The sequence below is a fragment of the Micromonospora sp. NPDC005161 genome (assembly GCF_053599855.1).
On sequence record NZ_JBSFYQ010000017.1, the window covers coordinates 59,960 to 76,046 of the forward strand.

Genomic DNA, 16,087 nt, shown 5'->3' on the forward strand with positions numbered 1-16,087 from the left:
CCGGCCCGCCTGAGCCCGGCGCACTCAGCGCGGGTCGATCCGTTCGGCGAGCCCGGGGTAGCGCACCACGTACCCGTCGGCGTCCAGATCGATGTCGGCGGTGAAGGTGCCGCTGGCGAACCGCACCCGGCCCGGCCCGAGCCCGGTGTAGATCTGCTCGGCCGCCACCACCTCCAGACCGGGCAGCAGCACCCACGCCGCGGTGATCCGGTGCGGCAGGTCGGCCGGCTGAGCGGCCAGCCCGAGCCGATGGACCGGGAGGGTGTTGAACAGCGGGGACCCGCTCAGGTCCACGTCGAGCGCGTCGGCCAGCCGATCCGGGTCGTCGGTGCCCGGCAGACCGGCCGGGGGATGACCGGCCGCGACGAGTGCCGCGTCCAGGTTGCCCTGCTCGGCGGTCGTCACCCGCCACCGGTCCGCGGCCCGTTCCAGCGTGACTCTGCGCAGCCAGCCCGACCCCTCCGCCTCGACCTCGACCCGGCTGGTGCTCCAGTCAGGTGCGGTGGTCAGCTGGTAGCGGACGGTCCAGGGGATCGGGTCCACGGCGAGCAGGGTGCCCCGGGCCGCCAACCCGTGCCCGTCGTCGAGCACGACCTGCTCACTGCCGGCGGTGTCCGTCCGGGACCAGAAGATCGACTTCGGCATGGTCGGCATGAGCCGGACGTTACGCGACCGAGCCGACATCGGCAGGGCATGCGCGAACGCCGCCGCGGAGCGTGGGCTCCGCGGCGGCGTTCAGTGAATCAGTGGATCAGTGGGTACGGGCCGGCGGGCGCCCGCCGAAGCCACGCCGGTCATCGCGCTGCCGGTCGTCGCGCTGCCGGTCGCCCTGACCGCGGCTCTCCGGGCGGAAACCACCCCGAGCGTCCCGGTCCGCGAAGCGCCGCTCCCCGGCCGGTCGGTCCCCGAACCGGCGCTCGTCGGCGGGCCGCTCGCCCTGCTGCCGGTCGCCGAAACGGCGGTCGCCGGAGGCGCGCTCGTCCCGGTCCCCGTAGCGCCGCTCGCCCTGCGGGCGGTCGCCGTAGCGCCGCTCGCCGGTCGGGCGGTCGCCCCGGCCGTCCCGGTCGCCGAACTGCGGGCGGTCGCCGAAACGGCGCTCACCCTGCGGCCGGTCGCCGTAACCCCGGGCATCCCGATCGGCGTACCGGCGCTCGCCGGTCGGGCGGTCGCCGTACTGCCGGTCGCCCTGGGGGCGGTCGCCGAAGCGCCGCTCACCGGTCGGCCGGTCGCCGTACTGCCGGTCGCCCTGGGGGCGGTCGCTGTAGCGCCGCTCACCGGTCGGGCGGTCGCCGTACTGCCGGTCGCCTTGCGGACGGTCGCCGTAGCGCCGCTCACCCTGCGGGCGGTCGCCGAAGCGGCGCTCGCCGGTCGGGCGGTCGCCGTAGCGGCGCTCACCCTGGGGACGGTCGCCGTAGCGGCGGTCGCCGCCCGGCCGGTCACCGAACCGGCGGGGGCCGCCGGAGCGGTCACCGTAGCCCCGGGGCTCCGCCTCCACGCGGACCGGGACGCCGCTGGGCTCACGGGCGCCGATCAGCTCGGCAAGCGCCGGGTCCCCGAGGCGGACCCGGCTCTCGGCCGGCGCGACGCCAGCCTTCTCGAGCATCGCCAGGGTGGTACGGCGCTGCTTGGGCAGCACCAGCGTGGCGACCGCGCCCGACTCGCCGGCACGGGCGGTGCGCCCGGCGCGGTGCAGGTAGTCCTTGGGGTCCTTCGGCGGGTCGACGTGCAGCACCAGGGTGACCCCGTCGACGTGGATGCCCCGAGCCGCCACGTCGGTGGCGACCAGCACGTTCATCCGGCCCTCGCGGAACTCGGCCAGCGTCTTGGTGCGCATCCGCTGGGTCTTGCCGCCGTGCAGGCCACCGGCCCGTACGCCGACAGCGGCGAGCTGCTCGACCAGTCGGTCGACGCCGAGCTGGGTCCGGGCGAAGACCATGGTCCGGCCGTCCCGGGCGGCGATCGAGGCCGTCACCGGGAACTTCTCGTGCGGCGGGATCAGCAGCATGTGGTGGTCCATGGTGGACACCGAGGCGGTGGACGGCGCGGTGGAATGCGTCACCGGATCGGTCATGAACCGCTTGACCAGCGCGTCGACGTCGCCGTCCAGGGTGGCCGAGAAGAGCAGCCGCTGACCGTTCGCGGGCGTCTTCGCCAGCAGTTCGGTCACCTCGGGCAGGAAGCCCATGTCGGCCATCTGGTCGGCCTCGTCGAGCACCGTCACCTCGACGTCGTCGAGCTGGCAGATGCCCCGCTCGATCAGGTCGCCGAGCCGGCCCGGGGTCGCCACGATGATCTCCACGCCGCGCCGCAGCGCGTCGATCTGACGGTCGTACGGCACTCCGCCGACGGCGGTCTTCAGGAACACGTTGATCGCCTTGCCCAGCGGCAGCAGGGCGTCGTTGACCTGCATGGCCAACTCCCGGGTCGGGACCAGGACCAGGGCGCGCGGCCGCATCGGCCGGGCCGGCTGGCCGGCGGCGACCCGGGCCAGCAGGGGCAGGCCGAACGCGAGCGTCTTGCCCGACCCGGTCTGCCCGCGGCCGAGCACGTCCCGGCCGGCGAGCGCGTCCGGAACGGTGGCCCGCTGGATCTCGAACGGGGTGGTGATGCCCTGCCGCGCCAGTGCGCGGACCAGCGGCTCGGGCAGGCCGAGCGCGGCGAAGTCGACGGGCTCGGCGACCTCCGTCGGGGCGGCGTCGGGCGTCTCCAGGGCGGCGTCGACCGCCGCCGGGGCGGAATCGAAAACGGACGGAACGATGCTGGGGTCAGCAGAGGTGGTCAACAAATGCCTTTCGAGCGGGGCGCATCTTCGCGATGGCCTGCCGCGGCTGTGCCGCCGGATCGCCCGCAAGATCGCCCATGGGCGCGCATCACGCGCGCCGGGTCAGTGATCTCGACCAGTGTACGGCGGTCCGGCGGAGCCGCCAGCCGGTTGCCCGACCGTAGTGGGCGGACTCACCATCGACCCGATCGTCGGCTCAGCCGTTGAGCACGTTGCCCACCAGGCCGTCCAGGGCGTCGTTGGCGAGCAGGACCACCAGCACGCTGATCGCCACCAGCAGCCCCAGTGCGGCGGCCAGGACGATCACCACCCGGGCGGTGCTGGAAGACCGTTCGGCCGGGGTGTCGGCCCAGCCCTGAGCCAGGATGTGCCCGGTCAGGGAGCCGGAATTCTCCACGGCGCTGGCCGGCAGCGCGATCGTGGTGTAGCCGGGCTGCTCCCCGCCGCCGTAGACGGTGCCGGCCAGATCGGAGCCGCCGTCGTACCGCCCGCTGCGAGCGGCCGCCGCGCCCCGCCCAGCCGGCACGCCCGCCGGGTTGGACCCCCGGGAGCCGCCGGTGTCGTTTCCGCCCGACGGGACACCGCCCGCGGTGGACGGCGGCCAACTGGGCAGCGCCGGCGCGGGCACCACCGGCGGGGCCGAGACCGGCGCCCCGGTCCATCCACCGCCGCCCTGGGTGGGCTGCGCGGCAACCGCTGAGGCCGACCAACCGGCCGGCGACGCGGAGGCCCGCACGCCCGGGCCGGACGACGAGCCGTAGACCGCCGTGGAGCCGCGCCCGGCGGGATCGGCGGGCGACGCGGTGGCCCACCCGGTGGGGCTGGCCGGCGGCGCGGAGACCGACGCGGTGGCTCGCACGGCCGGCGGCCCGCCGGGCGTCGCGGGCGGCGGCGGGAAGGGCGGTGCCGGCATCGGGCCGGGCTGCGGGGGTGGCCCGGGCACCGGCGGGCCGGGTGGCGGTGCCGGTGGGCCCGGAACGGGTGGTGCGGGTGGGCCCGGAACCGGCGGCACCGGAGCCGGCGGCGGTGTGGGTGGGCCCGGGATGGGCGGCAGTGGCGGCGTGGGCCGGGGCCCCGGTGGCGGGGTCGGCACCGGACCGGGCGGGTACGGCCCAGGGCTCGGCGCTGGCTCGGGCTCGGGCGGCGGGGTCGGGCCCGGTGGTGCGGGGGTCGGCTCCGGGGTCGGAGGCGTGGGCGGCTGGACGGGCTCCGGAGGCTGCGCCGGTTGGGGCGGCTCGGGGCTCACCGGAGCGGAGCGGTAGACGGCGGGAGCGCTTGGCCGGGAATCCGGGGTGCCCACCGCGCCGGCCGTGACGCGGCTGTTGGCGGACACCGTGGCGCTGGCCCGGGCCGGGGCGCTCGAGCCGTCCCGCTGCCCGGGCAGAGACCCGCCGGTCGGGTTGGCCGATCCGGTCGCCCGGTAGGTGGTCGCGCTCACCGGCGCGCTGGCCGGGAGGTCATCCGGCGCCGCGGCGGCGGTGACGACACTGGCGCGGGCGCGTACCGGAGCGGCGGCCGGGTCAGCCTCATCGGGCGCCGGCTGCCCCCCGTCCGCGTCGGCGGAGCTGGCGGGAGCGTCGGTGCCGGCGGAATCGTCGGCGGCACCGACGTCACCGTCGGCGGGGGTCTCGACGGCGGCACTGACGGTGTCGGCGCTGGGTGCCGGGTCAGTTGTTCCCGGTCCCGGCTGGTCGACCGCGACGGGGGCGGCCTTCTCCGCCGGATCACTCTGCTCGGCCATCTCCGCCCTCCGTGCCACGCTCGCACCCGGACCCGTGACACCGGGCCGGATGTGCCTGGATGTCACGGTGCCACAGATCGCCCCGAGCGGACAGCCGGAGCCGATTGTGGCGCCTCAGCTTCCGGTGCTCGGGCTGCCCGTCGTGCTCGGGGTCGGGCTGTCGCTGGACACCCCGCTCCGGCTCGCCGACGGCGAGCCGGCCGGGGTCGAGGTGGCCGGCGCACTGGTCGGTGGCGGTGGCGGCGTCGTCGGCGTCTCGCTCGGCGAGGTGCTCGGCGAGGTGCTGCCGGTCGGGGTCGGGGTCGGGGTGCCGGTGGGCGTCGGGGTGGCCGATCCGGTCGGCGTCGGCTTGGTGGTCGGCGTGGGCTTGGTGGTCGGCGTGGGCTTGGTGGTGGGTGTCGGCTTCGTGGTGGGCGTCGGCGTCGGGCTGGTCGGCGCGCTGGGCGTCGGGACCGGCACGGTCGGGGCCGGCACCGCGCCGATCACCCGGGTGGCGGCGTACAGCCGGGACCAGCGGACGACCGAGACCTTGACGACGTCGCCGGTGGTGGGCGCCTGCACCATCTTGCCGTTGCCGATGTACATGGCGACGTGGTGGATCGTGGTCCAGCTGCTGCCGGAGGCGAAGAAGAGCAGGTCGCCGGGGAGCAGCGCGGTCTGCGGCACCGTCCGCGAGCGGGTGGCGGCGTACTGGTCCCGGGAGACCCGGGGCAGCTGGAAGTAGTCGGCGCCGGGCGACCGGTACGCCGCCCACATCAGACCGGAGCAGTCGAACGTGTCGGGCCCCTCCTCCGACCACTCGTACGGGTCGCCGAGCTGGGCGAGGGCGTACCGGACCGCGGCCAGCGCCCGCGGGTGCGCCGCCATCCCGCTGACGTTCTGGCCGACGAGGTAGCCGGCACCGAGCTGCTGCTCGGCGGCCTCCTGCTGGCGCTCGATCTCGATGAGCTGCGCGGCGTTGTCGCGGCGCAGCTTGAGGAGGCTGGCCTCGGCCGCGCGCAGCGCCTTCTCCCCGACGGCGAACTCCGCCTCGGCGGCGTCGAGCTGGGTCTTGGCCGTGGTGTGCGCCTGGTAGGCGGACTGCTCGCCGCTGCGGGCCCGGGAAAGCTCCCCGGCCACCCCGGTGGTGCCGCGCTCGACCTTCTCGCCACGGGCGATCCGCTGGAGCCGGCTCAACCCCTGGATGTCGTCGGCCAGGTCGCCGGGCGGTAGCGCGGCGGCCGCCTTGAACGCGTCCGAGGCGGCGACGTCGGCCGCCTGCTGCGCCCGGAGGAGATCGTCCTGCGCGGTCGCCAGCGCCTTGCCGGCCGCCTCGAGCTGGGCCTGCGCGTCCGCGCGTTTCTGCTGGCTCAGCAGCAGTGCCTCGCCGAGGGCGCCGACCTGGGTCTCGCCGGCGGCGATCTGGGCGGCCAGCGGGCCGTTGCCGACGTTCATCACCGGCGGGACCGGGACACCGGCGACGGGTGCGCCACCGGGCAGTTGGAGCGCGCCGACCACCGCCGGGCGCGAGCCGGTGTCCGGCACCGTGGTGGGCACCCCGGGCTCGGCGTACGCGGGGGTGGCGAGCACGGCGGCGGCGATCGCGCCGAGCAGGGCGGCCCAGAGCTTCGGACGCAGCACCGGCGAGATCACCGGGCTCCGTCGTCGCTGCCGTCGCCCGCGCCCGCTGTCGACCATTCCGCTCCCCGTCCCGCTGCCCGTCGCCGCGCTCGGTGGCGCGGCCGTCGGGACGGTACCAGTGTGTGTTCCGCCCCACCCTGTCTTACCGCACGCGGGCAGTGATGTCGATGCATCGCCGGGTTACGGGAGGCTGAGAGTCTGGTGAAGTCGGTCGCTGTCGCCGACCGTGCCGCCGGGCCGGTCGGCGTCCCGACGTACGCTCGACCGGGACCGCAGGTGGAAGGGACGTGCCATGGACGCCGGACTCAAGCGTGAGCTCGAAGCGAAGGTGTACGCCGGTGAGCGGCTGACCCGTGAGGACGGGGTCGCCCTCTACGACAGCGACGACCTGGCCTGGCTGGGGCGGCTGGCGCACCACAAGCGCACCGAGCTCAACGGCGACCGGGTGATGTTCAACGTCAACCGGCACCTCAACCTGACCAACGTCTGTTCGGCGTCCTGTGCGTACTGCTCGTTCCAGCGCAAGCCGGGCGAGAAGGACGCGTACACGATGCGCATCGACGAGGCGGTCCGCAAGGCCAAGGAGATGGAGGACGAGCAGCTCACCGAGCTGCACATCGTCAACGGCCTGCACCCGACGCTGCCCTGGCGTTACTACCCGAAGGTGCTGCGTGAGCTGAAGGCGGCGCTGCCCAACGTCAAGCTCAAGTGCTTCACGGCGACCGAGGTGCAGTGGTTCGAGAAGATCAGCGGCCTGAGCGCCGACGAGATCCTCGACGAGCTGATGGACGCCGGCCTGGAGTCGCTGACCGGTGGTGGCGCGGAGATCTTCGACTGGGAGGTCCGCCAGCACATCGTCGACCACGCCTGCCACTGGGAGGACTGGTCGCGCATCCACGCCCTGGCGCACAGCAAGGGCATGAAGACCCCGGCGACCATGTTGTACGGCCACATCGAGGAGCCCCGGCACCGGGTCGACCACGTGCTGCGGCTGCGCGAGCTGCAGGACGAGACCAACGGCTTCGCGGTCTTCATCCCGCTGCGATACCAGCACGACTTCGTGGACTCGGCGGACGGCAAGATCCGTAACAAGATCCAGGCGCGCACCACGATGGCCTCGCCGGCCGAGTCGTTGAAGACGTTCGCCGTCTCCCGGCTGCTCTTCGACAACGTGCCGCACGTGAAGAACTTCTGGGTGATGCACGGGCTCTCGGTGGCCCAGCTCTCGCTGAACTTCGGCGTGGACGACCTGGACGGCTCGGTGGTCGAATACAAGATCACCCACGACGCCGACTCGTACGGCACCCCGAACACCATGCACCGCGACGACCTGCTGCACCTGATCTGGGACGCCGGCTTCCAGCCGGTCGAGCGGGACACCCGCTACAACGTGGTCCGGGAGTACGACAAGGCCCCGTCGCTGGCCGAGCGGCGCGCCGAGCCGCAGCAGGTGTGGGCCTGAACCGCCACGTACCCTCGCAGTCGATGACTGAGCAACGAGGACCGGAGCGGCAGGGCGGCTTCCCCCGACGGGACGCCGAGGGACGCGTCCGTACCCTCGGCGATCTGCTCGGGGTGTGCCTGGCCGGCCTGGTCATCGGTGCGCTGGCGCTCGTGCTGTTCGACTGGGCGTTCGCCTCGATGGGCGCCGGCGACTTCGGGCACACCAACGGTTGGCTGGCGGTGATCCTGCCGGCGTGGCTGTTCTGGGACGATTTCCGGGCCTGGGAGTTCGGCGCGGCCCGGGTGGTGGCGGCACTGGTCGCCGCCGCCGTCGGGGTGTTCGCGGGGCTGCTGATCGCCGGTCTGGGCGCCGGGTTGCCGCCGCTGCTGTCCGGAACGTTGGCGGCGGCGGCGTTCACCGTGGCGTACGCGGCGGTCTGGTTCCCGGGCGTCCGCTGGCTGGCCCGCCGGACCGGCTGACCCCGACCGCCCGCCGGGCGGATCGACCTTCCGCCGGCACCGGCGGGTGACGGAGAACGGAGTGGTGCGGGTGAGCGCGGCGGTCAAGTACACGCTGGGTCGGATCGGGCTGTTCGTCGCCGTGCTGGCGGGCCTCTGGCTGATCGACATGAGCGTGTTCCTGAAGCTGATCCTGGCGCTGGCCTTCTCGGCCGCGCTCTCCTTCTTCCTGCTGCGCGGCTGGCGGGAGGAGATGGCCGAGGAGATGGCCGGCGCGACCGAGCGCCGCCGAGCGGAGAAGGAACGCCTCCGCTCCGCCCTGGCCGGCGACGACCAGCCCCCCTCCACCGACCAACCCCCCACCGACCAGCCCCCGCGTTGATCATGAAGTTATTGCTCCGACACGCCGATCGGCCGGGCAATAACTTCATGATCAACCACGCTCTACCAGTTGGTGGAGCCCGAGACCTTCGGCCAGGGCTTGCTCGTCGGCTTGATGAGGTATGCGACGCCGCCCGAGCCGCCGGAGACGCCGCCGGTGGCGTTGACCCGCTTGGTCCGCAGCCAGATCTGCTCGAACTGGGCACGCTTGTAGACGTTGCGCACCACGTCGTTGCTGGACGAGGCCGGGTCGTTGACGATCACGTCGCCGTCGGCGGTGAAGCCGACCACCACGAACAGGTGCCCGGAGGTGCCGTAGTTCGCCCCGTCCAGCTCGCTGGCGAGGAAGGACTGACTGGTCACCACCGGAATGCCTGCGGCGATGAAACGCTCCAGCTCGTCCAGTGAGTGCAGTCGGGTCACCCGCCCCTCCAGGCCGGGGAAGCTGGCCGCGTACGCGGTGTTGAACGGCCAGTTGCCCGCGCCGTCGTACGTGTAGTCGTAGGTCATCCGGGCGGCGTGGTTGACCGTCGGGTCGGGGTAGGTCGGGTCCACCCAGGAGGTGTCGGCCGCGGACGGCCGGCGTCCCCAGTACTCGACCACCATCTCGGTCGAGGTGGGGGAGCACCACGCCTCACCACCGCCGTCGTACTCGGGGTAGTGCCCGGAGTGCACGTTCTGCGAGTAGCGCGGCACCGGCAGCTCGCGGCCCCAGGCGATGTGCCCGGCGCTCGGCGTGACGGTGAAGCGGTCCGGCACGGTCGAGCTCATCGTGCCGAGCATCCGGACCACCGGCGCGGCGGTCTGCCCGGGCGCCCGGTAGAGGGTCAGTCGCAGCTGGTACGACCGCAGCAGCACCCCGACGGCGGCGTCGTCGATGCTGAAGGTGTCGGTCCAGATCGTCGACCAGGGGTCGCCCTGCCGGTTGACGCTGGTCCTCCTGATGTCACTGTCGCCGGACGCCCAGCGGCCCATGACGTACCACGGGGTCTGGTCACCGCTGGTGTAGCTGCCCTGCATCTCCACCTGGATCCAGGTGCCGGCGGGGGTCTCGGCGTTCCAGGACGCGATCAGCTCGGTGGCGTCGAAGCCGACCCGGGTCACCGGGGAGGTCCAGGTGCCGTACTCCCAGCTGCGGGTGACGCCGGTGTGCGGGTCGGCGTACTCGGTGGTGCCGGCCGGGCGGGCCAGCGTGACGCCCGATCGGGCGCCGGGCACCACGCGGGTGCCGGCCCGGCTGCCCCGGTGCCAGTCGGCGGGCCCGGACCAGTCCTGGAAGGTGATCTGCTCGTCGTGGGCGGTTGCGGGCGGTCGGCCGCCGGTGAGTGGTGCGGCGGCTGCCGCGGGTGCGACGGTGGTGAGCAGGGCGAGCGCGGTGACGCCGGCGAGGGCGGCCGTGCGTAAACGGGATCTGGCCATGGGGGCTCCGCGGTGTCGAGAGGGACATCGTTGCTGGTCAGTGTCGCCGCCGGAAGGAAGTTTCGCCAGATGTCGACGGATGGAAAATCATTGCCGCCGCGATGATCCGCCTGGGATGCAAGAGGCAGCGACGGATATTGATATGACCATGTGACAGGTGGTGAAGTGTCCTCCACCGAGCGGGTTCTCCCGCCCTTCGAGGAGGTAGTCCATGGCCCTCCGCACGCCCATCCCTCTCCGCCGCGTCCTGGTGCTCGCCGTCGTCACCGGGCTGGGAATCGTCACCGTCGCCACCGGGCCGGTCTTCGCGCGGCCGGCGCCGGACCGGACCGCCGAGCCGGCCGCCGCCGGCTACCGGGTGCTCGGCCCCCGGACCGTCGCCGACCGCAATGCGGTGGCCCGCACCGGGGCCGCCATCGACTACTCCGAACACGGCGTGCTGCACGTCTCGGCCACCGCGGGTGAGGCCGCCGAGATCGGCAAGCTCGGCTTCCGACTCGAACCGCTCGCCCCGCCGCCGAACGCCGAGCGCGGCGCCGGAGAGATGGGCACACTGGCCTTCCCGCCCGCCGACTCCAACTACCACGACTACGCGGAACTGACCGCCGTCGTGAACCAGGTCGTCGCCGACCATCCGGCGATCGCCCGCAAGATCAGCATTGGTTCGTCGTACGAGGGCCGCGACCTGATGGCCGTGAAGATCTCCGACAACGTGGGCACCGACGAGAGCGAGCCGGAACTCCTCTTCAACGCCCAGCAGCACGCCCGCGAGCACCTGACCGTCGAGATGGCGATCTACCTGCTCAACCTCTTCACCGACAGCTACGGCTCCGACTCCCGGATCACCAACATCGTCAACGGCCGGGAGATCTGGATCGTGCCGACGGTCAACCCGGACGGTAGCGAGTACGACATCGCCACCGGGTCGTACCGGTCCTGGCGCAAGAACCGGCAGCCCAACAGCGGCTCCTCCAACGTCGGCACCGACCTGAACCGCAACTGGTCCTACAACTGGGGTTGCTGCGGCGGCTCGTCCGGCTCCACCTCGTCCGAGACCTACCGTGGACCGTCGGCGTTCTCCGCGCCCGAGACGCAGGCACTGCGCAACTTCGTCAACAGCCGGGTCGTCGGCGGAACGCAGCAGATCAAGGCCAACATCGACTTCCACACCTACTCGCAGCTGGTGCTCTGGCCGTACGGCTACACGACCGCGAACACCGGGCCGGGGATGAGCGCCGACCAGTACAACACCTTCGCCACCATCGGCCAGCAGATGGCGGCCACCAACAACTACACCCCGGAGCAGTCCAGCGACCTCTACATCACCGACGGGGACAGCATCGACTGGATGTGGGCCACCCACGGCATCTGGGCGTACACCTTCGAGATGTATCCAGGATCGTCCGGCGGCGGTGGTTTCTACCCGCCCGACGAGGTGATCCCCGCACAGACCTCCCGCAACCGGGAGGCGGTGCTGATGCTCAGCGAGTACGCCGACTGCCCGTACCGGGCGATCGGCAAGCAGGCGCAGTACTGCGGCGGTGGTGGCGGCACCACGGTCTGGTCGGACACCTTCGAGACCGCGACCGGCTGGACCATCAACCCGTCCGGCACCGACACCGCGACCCTCGGGGCCTGGGAACGGGGTGCCGCCCAGGCGACCACCTCCTCCGGGGCCAAGCAGCTCACCCCGTACGCCGGCGCCAACGACCTGGTCACCGGTCGGCTCGCCGGTTCGGCGGCGGGTGACCACGACGTCGACGGCGGGGTGACCAGCGCCCGGTCCCCGGCGGTGACGCTGCCGTCGACCGGCACGCTGACCCTCTCGCTGGCCTGGTACCTGGCGCACGGCTCGAACGCCTCGTCGGCGGACTACCTGCGGGTGAGCGTGGTGCACAACGGTGGCACCACGGCGCTGCTCACCCAGGCCGGCGCGGCGAGCAACCGCAACGGCAGCTGGGCGGTGGCGAACCTCAACCTCACCCCGTACGCCGGCCAGTCGGTGCGCATCCTCATCGAGGTGGCGGACGCCTCCGGCGCCAGCCTCGTGGAGGCGGCTGTGGACAACGTCACCATCAGCGCCTCCTGATCGGATGGGGCCCCGTTCCGCCCCTGCGGGGCCCCACCACCCGTTTCTGACCCCCGCGATGCGCGACATATCGCCGTCGGTCGGTCATCTCGCCCCACCTTCCCGGGGCCAAGGTGATCGACACGCGGCGATTGGCCCTTGATCGATCCGGCACGTCCAGGCGGTGCGCTACCGTCTTAGCGACCACTCCGCAGCGAAGCCGGTGCGAAACCGGCGCTGTCCCGCAACTGTGATGCCCCGTCCTGACGGCGGGGACGAGCCAGGTCGCCTGCGGATCGGTCGCGACACGCGCTCTCGAGGAAGGGCGCCTCGTGGGCGGGCGTACGAAAGTCCCTGTCGGCGAAGCACCACACTCCTCGACCGACAGGAGGTCCCATGTTCAGACGTACCCCCCGGCTCTTCGCCGCGACCCTCGCGGTCGCCGCACTCGCCCTGGGCGCGTGCGCGGAGAAGACCGCCGACGAGCCGACCGCGAGCGGCAGCTCCGCGGCCGCCAGCTACCCGGTGACGGTCGGCTCGCTCACGCTCGACAAGCGCCCCGAGAAGATCCTCTCGCTCTCGCCCACCGCCACCGAGATGCTCTTCGCCATCGGCGCCGGCCCGCAGGTGAGCGCGGTCGACGACCAGTCCAACTATCCGGCCGACGCGCCCAAGAGCGACCTGTCCGGCTTCCAGCCCAACGCCGAGGCGATCGCCGGTAAGGGCCCCGACCTGGTGGTGCTCGCGAACGACACCAACAAGATCGTCGACCAGCTCGGCAAGCTGAAGATCCCGGTCTACCTCACCCCCGCGGCGGTCACCCTGGACGACTCGTACCGGCAGATCGCCGAGCTGGGCACGCTGACCGGCCACGCCGACCAGGCGACCGACGTCGCCGGCCGGATGAAGGACGACATCGCCAAGCTGGTCAAGGACCTGCCGCAGCGCGCCGAGAAGCTCACCTACTACCACGAGCTGGGCCCGGAGCTGTACAGCGTGACCAGCAAGACCTTCATGGGCTCGCTCTACAGCCAGGTCGGTCTGGCCAACATCGCGGATCCGGCCGACGCGGACGGCAAGAGCGGCGGTTACCCGCAGCTGTCCCAGGAGTTCATCGTCAAGGCCAACCCGGACTTCGTCTTCCTGGCCGACTCCAAGTGCTGCCAGCAGAACGCCGACTCGGTCCGGGCGCGCAGCGGCTGGGCCGGGCTGAGCGCGGTGAAGAACAACCAGGTGGTCGCGCTGGATGACGACATCGCCTCGCGCTGGGGCCCGCGGGTCGTGGACCTGCTCCGGGTCATCATCGACGCGGTCGCCAAGGTGCCCGCGTGACCGTCGTCCGTCGGTGAGCGCGAGGAGTGAACCGGGGTTGCGAGCCTCGCGGTCACGAACGGAAGAAGGCTCGGTGACCGGGGAGCCGCTGGTGGCCACCCCGGCGCCACCCACCCGGCCGGCCGCGACGCCACCCGCGTCGCGGCCCGCCGGGCTGCGCAAGCGCTGGCTGGCCGCCGGCGTGGTCGCGGTGCTCCTCGCGCTGGTCGCCGGGGTGTCGCTCGGCCCGATCAGCCTGCCGCCGGGCAGCGTCGCCGCCGAGCTGCTCAACCTGATACCCGGGGTGCACCTGGAGAGCGGGCTGACCGAGCGGGAGATCGCCATCGTCACCGAGCTGCGGCTTCCCCGGGTGGTGCTGGGCCTGCTCGTCGGCGGCCTGCTCGCCCTGGCCGGCGGCTGCTACCAGGGGGTGTTCCGCAACCCGCTGGCCGACCCGTACCTGCTCGGCGTGGCAGCCGGCTCGGGGCTCGCGGTCACCGCGGTGATCGCCCTCGGCGGCGTCGGCCGGCAGGGCGCGATCACCGGCCTGCCGCTGACCATCCCGCTGGCCGCGTTCGCCGGCTCGCTGCTCGCCGTGACGATGACCTACCTTCTCGGCGGCGCCGGTGGGCGGAGCCGGTCACCGGCGATGCTGATCCTGGCCGGGGTGGCGGTCTCCGCGTTCCTCTCCGCCGGGCAGACGTACCTGCTGCAACGGCACTCCGACAGCATCCAGCCGGTCTACTCCTGGCTGCTCGGCCGGCTGGCCACCGCCGGCTGGCACGATGTGCTGCTGGTGTTGCCGTACGCCGTGCTGACCACCGTGGTGGTGCTGCTGCACCGCCGCGAGCTGGACGTCCTCGCGGTCGGCGACGACGAGGCGAGGAGCCTCGGTCTGCACCCGCAGCGTTCCCGCTACCTGCTGATCGCGGCCGCCTCGCTGGGCACCGCCGCGGCGGTCTCCGCGACCGGCCTGATCGGCTTCGTCGGCATCATCGTGCCGCACACCGTCCGGTTGCTCGCCGGGGCGAGCTACCGCGTGATCCTGCCGCTGTCGTTGCTGTTCGGCGCCGCGTTCCTGGCGCTGACGGACGTGGTGGCCCGCACCGCCGCCGCTCCGGCCGAGATTCCGATCGGGGTGGTCACCGCCCTGCTCGGCGGCCCGTTCTTCGTGCTCGTGCTGCGTACCGCCCGCCGGGTGCTCACGTGATCCCCGAACCCGCCGCCGGCCCGGACGACGCGGCCCGCGCGCCGGCGGTCGAGGTGCGGGGGCTGCACGTCAGCCTGGGCGGCACACCGATCCTCACCGGCGTCGACCTCACCGTCGCCGCCGGCGAGTGGGTCACCGTGATCGGCCCGAACGGCGCCGGCAAGTCGACCTTGCTGCGCGCCGTCGGCGGGTTGCTGCCCGCGCCGGGGGCGATCTCCCTGTTCGGTACGCCGAGCGCCGCGCTGCGCCGCCGCGACCGGGCCCGGGTGGTGGCCACGGTGGCCCAGTCCCCGGTGGTGCCGCCCGGGATGTCGGTGCTGGACTACGTGCTGCTCGGGCGTACCCCCTACATCCCGCCACTGGGCCGGGAGTCCGCCGCGGACGTGGCCGCCGTGCACGACGTGCTCGACCGGTTGGACCTCACCGGCTTCCAACGCCGGGAGCTGGCCACCCTCTCCGGTGGTGAACGGCAGCGGGTCTTCCTCGCCCGGGCGCTGGCCCAGGGCGCGACGCTGCTGCTGCTCGACGAGCCGACCAGCGCGCTGGACATCGGCCACCAGCAGGAGGTGCTGGAGCTGGTCGACCAGTTGCGCCGCGAGCACGGCCTGACCGTGCTCGCCACCATGCACGACCTCTCCCTGGCCGGCGAGTACGCCGACCGGATGGTGCTGATCGCCGACGGGCGGGTGGTGGCCGTCGGGAGCCCGCACGAGGTGCTGACCGAACACCTGCTCGCCACCCACTACCGGGCCAGCGTCCGGGTCGTGCCCGGCGCGCACGGGCCGCTCGTCGTCCCCGTCCGCCCCCGCTGAGCCCGGACGGTCAGTCCCCGTCCGGGCCGAGGTCGATGACGGAGAAGAGGGCCCCCTGGGGGTCGCGCAGGGCGGCGAACCGGCCCGCCGGGTTGTCCCGGGGCGGCACCAGGATGGTCCCACCGAGCTCGGCGGCGCGGGCCGCGGCGGCGTCCGCGTCGGCCACCGCGAAGTACACCGTCCAGTACGCCGGCAGGTCGGCCGGGAAGTCGTCGGCGAACGGCGGCATCATCCCGGCGACGATCTGCGTACCGAGCCGCCACCCGGTGTACGTCATCCCGCCGACGGGTTGGTCGTCCGGCTGCCAGCCGAACACCAGCTCGTAGAAGACCTTCGCGCCCTCCGGGTCCGGGGTGACCAGCTCCGTCCAGCTCATCGCGCCCGGCACGTTGAACACCTCGGCGCCGGGCATCGCCAGCGGTTGCCAGACGCTGAACGTGGCGCCCGCCGGGTCGGCGAAGACCGCCATCCGGCCCCGGTCGAAGACCTCGAACGGCGGCACCACGACCTGTCCACCCGCGCGTTCGACCCGACCGGCGACCAGTTCCGCGTCGTCCGTGGCGAGGTACGTCGACCAGATCGGCACCTGGTCCGGGATCGCCGGCGGCCCGGCTCCGGCCACCGACCGCCCGTCGAGCTGGAAGATGGTGTACCCGCCCGCCTCCGGCTCCGGTGTCACCCGGCCGGTCCACCCGAACAGCTCGGGATAGAAGCGCCGCGCGTCGGTCAGGTCCGGGGTGGCCAGGTCGGCCCAGCAGGGCGTACCCGGCGGGACGGTGCTCACGTCAAGACCCCTCTCGGCCCGGCGGCCACGACGGCCCCCTGCCGGAATCCTGGCACC

The 16,087-nt window shown here is 73.1% G+C and carries 13 protein-coding genes and 1 riboswitch; of the genes, 7 read left to right on the top strand and 6 right to left on the bottom strand.

Features of this window, described 5'->3' with window-relative positions:
• Positions 1-24: 24 nt before the first annotated feature.
• The 4 genes from ACWD5O_RS18255 to ACWD5O_RS18270 form a co-directional block, all read right to left on the bottom strand.
• On the bottom strand, positions 25-645 hold the full coding sequence (locus ACWD5O_RS18255; protein WP_354967363.1) for a putative glycolipid-binding domain-containing protein: 621 nt from the start codon (positions 643-645) through the stop codon (positions 25-27).
• A gap of 106 nt (positions 646-751) precedes the next feature.
• On the bottom strand, positions 752-2,782 hold the full coding sequence (locus ACWD5O_RS18260) for a DEAD/DEAH box helicase (protein ID WP_387328483.1): 2,031 nt from the start codon (positions 2,780-2,782) through the stop codon (positions 752-754).
• Positions 2,783-2,978: 196 nt separating this feature from the next.
• On the bottom strand, positions 2,979-4,523 hold the full coding sequence (locus ACWD5O_RS18265; protein ID WP_354967288.1) for a hypothetical protein: 1,545 nt from the start codon (positions 4,521-4,523) through the stop codon (positions 2,979-2,981).
• 114 nt (positions 4,524-4,637) lie between these two features.
• Positions 4,638-6,200 (bottom strand): NlpC/P60 family protein, encoded by a 1,563-nt coding sequence (locus ACWD5O_RS18270; protein ID WP_450085997.1) that lies wholly within the window; start codon positions 6,198-6,200, stop codon positions 4,638-4,640.
• Positions 6,201-6,435: 235 nt separating this feature from the next.
• Here ACWD5O_RS18270 and mqnE point away from each other — a divergent pair, with 235 nt between their 5' ends.
• The 3 genes from mqnE to ACWD5O_RS18285 all read left to right on the top strand — a co-directional run bounded on the left by mqnE (position 6,436) and on the right by ACWD5O_RS18285 (position 8,427).
• Complete coding sequence (gene mqnE / locus ACWD5O_RS18275; protein WP_354967290.1) at positions 6,436-7,605, top strand: aminofutalosine synthase MqnE; 1,170 nt, start codon at positions 6,436-6,438, stop codon at positions 7,603-7,605.
• A 23-nt stretch (positions 7,606-7,628) separates the two neighbouring features.
• A complete protein-coding gene (locus ACWD5O_RS18280; RefSeq protein WP_354967291.1) occupies positions 7,629-8,066 on the top strand; it encodes a hypothetical protein in 438 nt (145 codons plus the stop codon).
• 70 nt (positions 8,067-8,136) lie between these two features.
• Complete coding sequence (locus tag ACWD5O_RS18285; RefSeq protein WP_354967365.1) at positions 8,137-8,427, top strand: DUF4229 domain-containing protein; 291 nt, start codon at positions 8,137-8,139, stop codon at positions 8,425-8,427.
• Positions 8,428-8,489: 62 nt separating this feature from the next.
• Here ACWD5O_RS18285 and ACWD5O_RS18290 read toward each other — a convergent pair whose 3' ends face one another.
• Complete coding sequence (locus ACWD5O_RS18290; protein ID WP_354967292.1) at positions 8,490-9,845, bottom strand: C39 family peptidase; 1,356 nt, start codon at positions 9,843-9,845, stop codon at positions 8,490-8,492.
• 211 nt (positions 9,846-10,056) lie between these two features.
• On the opposite strand from ACWD5O_RS18290, the gene ACWD5O_RS18295 reads away from it, so the two are divergent.
• The 4 genes from ACWD5O_RS18295 (at position 10,057) to ACWD5O_RS18310 (ending at position 15,246) form a co-directional block, all read left to right on the top strand.
• Complete coding sequence (locus ACWD5O_RS18295; RefSeq protein WP_354967293.1) at positions 10,057-11,934, top strand: M14 family zinc carboxypeptidase; 1,878 nt, start codon at positions 10,057-10,059, stop codon at positions 11,932-11,934.
• 198 nt (positions 11,935-12,132) lie between these two features.
• Positions 12,133-12,198, top strand: a riboswitch (cobalamin riboswitch).
• A gap of 111 nt (positions 12,199-12,309) precedes the next feature.
• Positions 12,310-13,245, top strand: coding sequence for an ABC transporter substrate-binding protein (locus tag ACWD5O_RS18300; RefSeq protein ID WP_354967294.1), 936 nt, complete (start codon positions 12,310-12,312; stop codon positions 13,243-13,245).
• A 91-nt stretch (positions 13,246-13,336) separates the two neighbouring features.
• Positions 13,337-14,434, top strand: a complete 1,098-nt coding sequence (locus ACWD5O_RS18305; RefSeq protein WP_354967366.1) for a FecCD family ABC transporter permease — start codon at positions 13,337-13,339, stop codon at positions 14,432-14,434.
• Positions 14,431-15,246: an ABC transporter ATP-binding protein gene (locus tag ACWD5O_RS18310; protein WP_449936080.1), complete on the top strand. Its 816-nt coding sequence runs from the start codon at positions 14,431-14,433 to the stop codon at positions 15,244-15,246. The genes ACWD5O_RS18305 and ACWD5O_RS18310 overlap by 4 nt, the downstream gene beginning before the upstream one ends.
• A gap of 10 nt (positions 15,247-15,256) precedes the next feature.
• Here the strand turns inward: ACWD5O_RS18310 and ACWD5O_RS18315 are convergent, their stop codons facing one another.
• Positions 15,257-16,030, bottom strand: a complete 774-nt coding sequence (locus ACWD5O_RS18315) for a VOC family protein (protein WP_354967295.1) — start codon at positions 16,028-16,030, stop codon at positions 15,257-15,259.
• Positions 16,031-16,087: the final 57 nt, after the last annotated feature.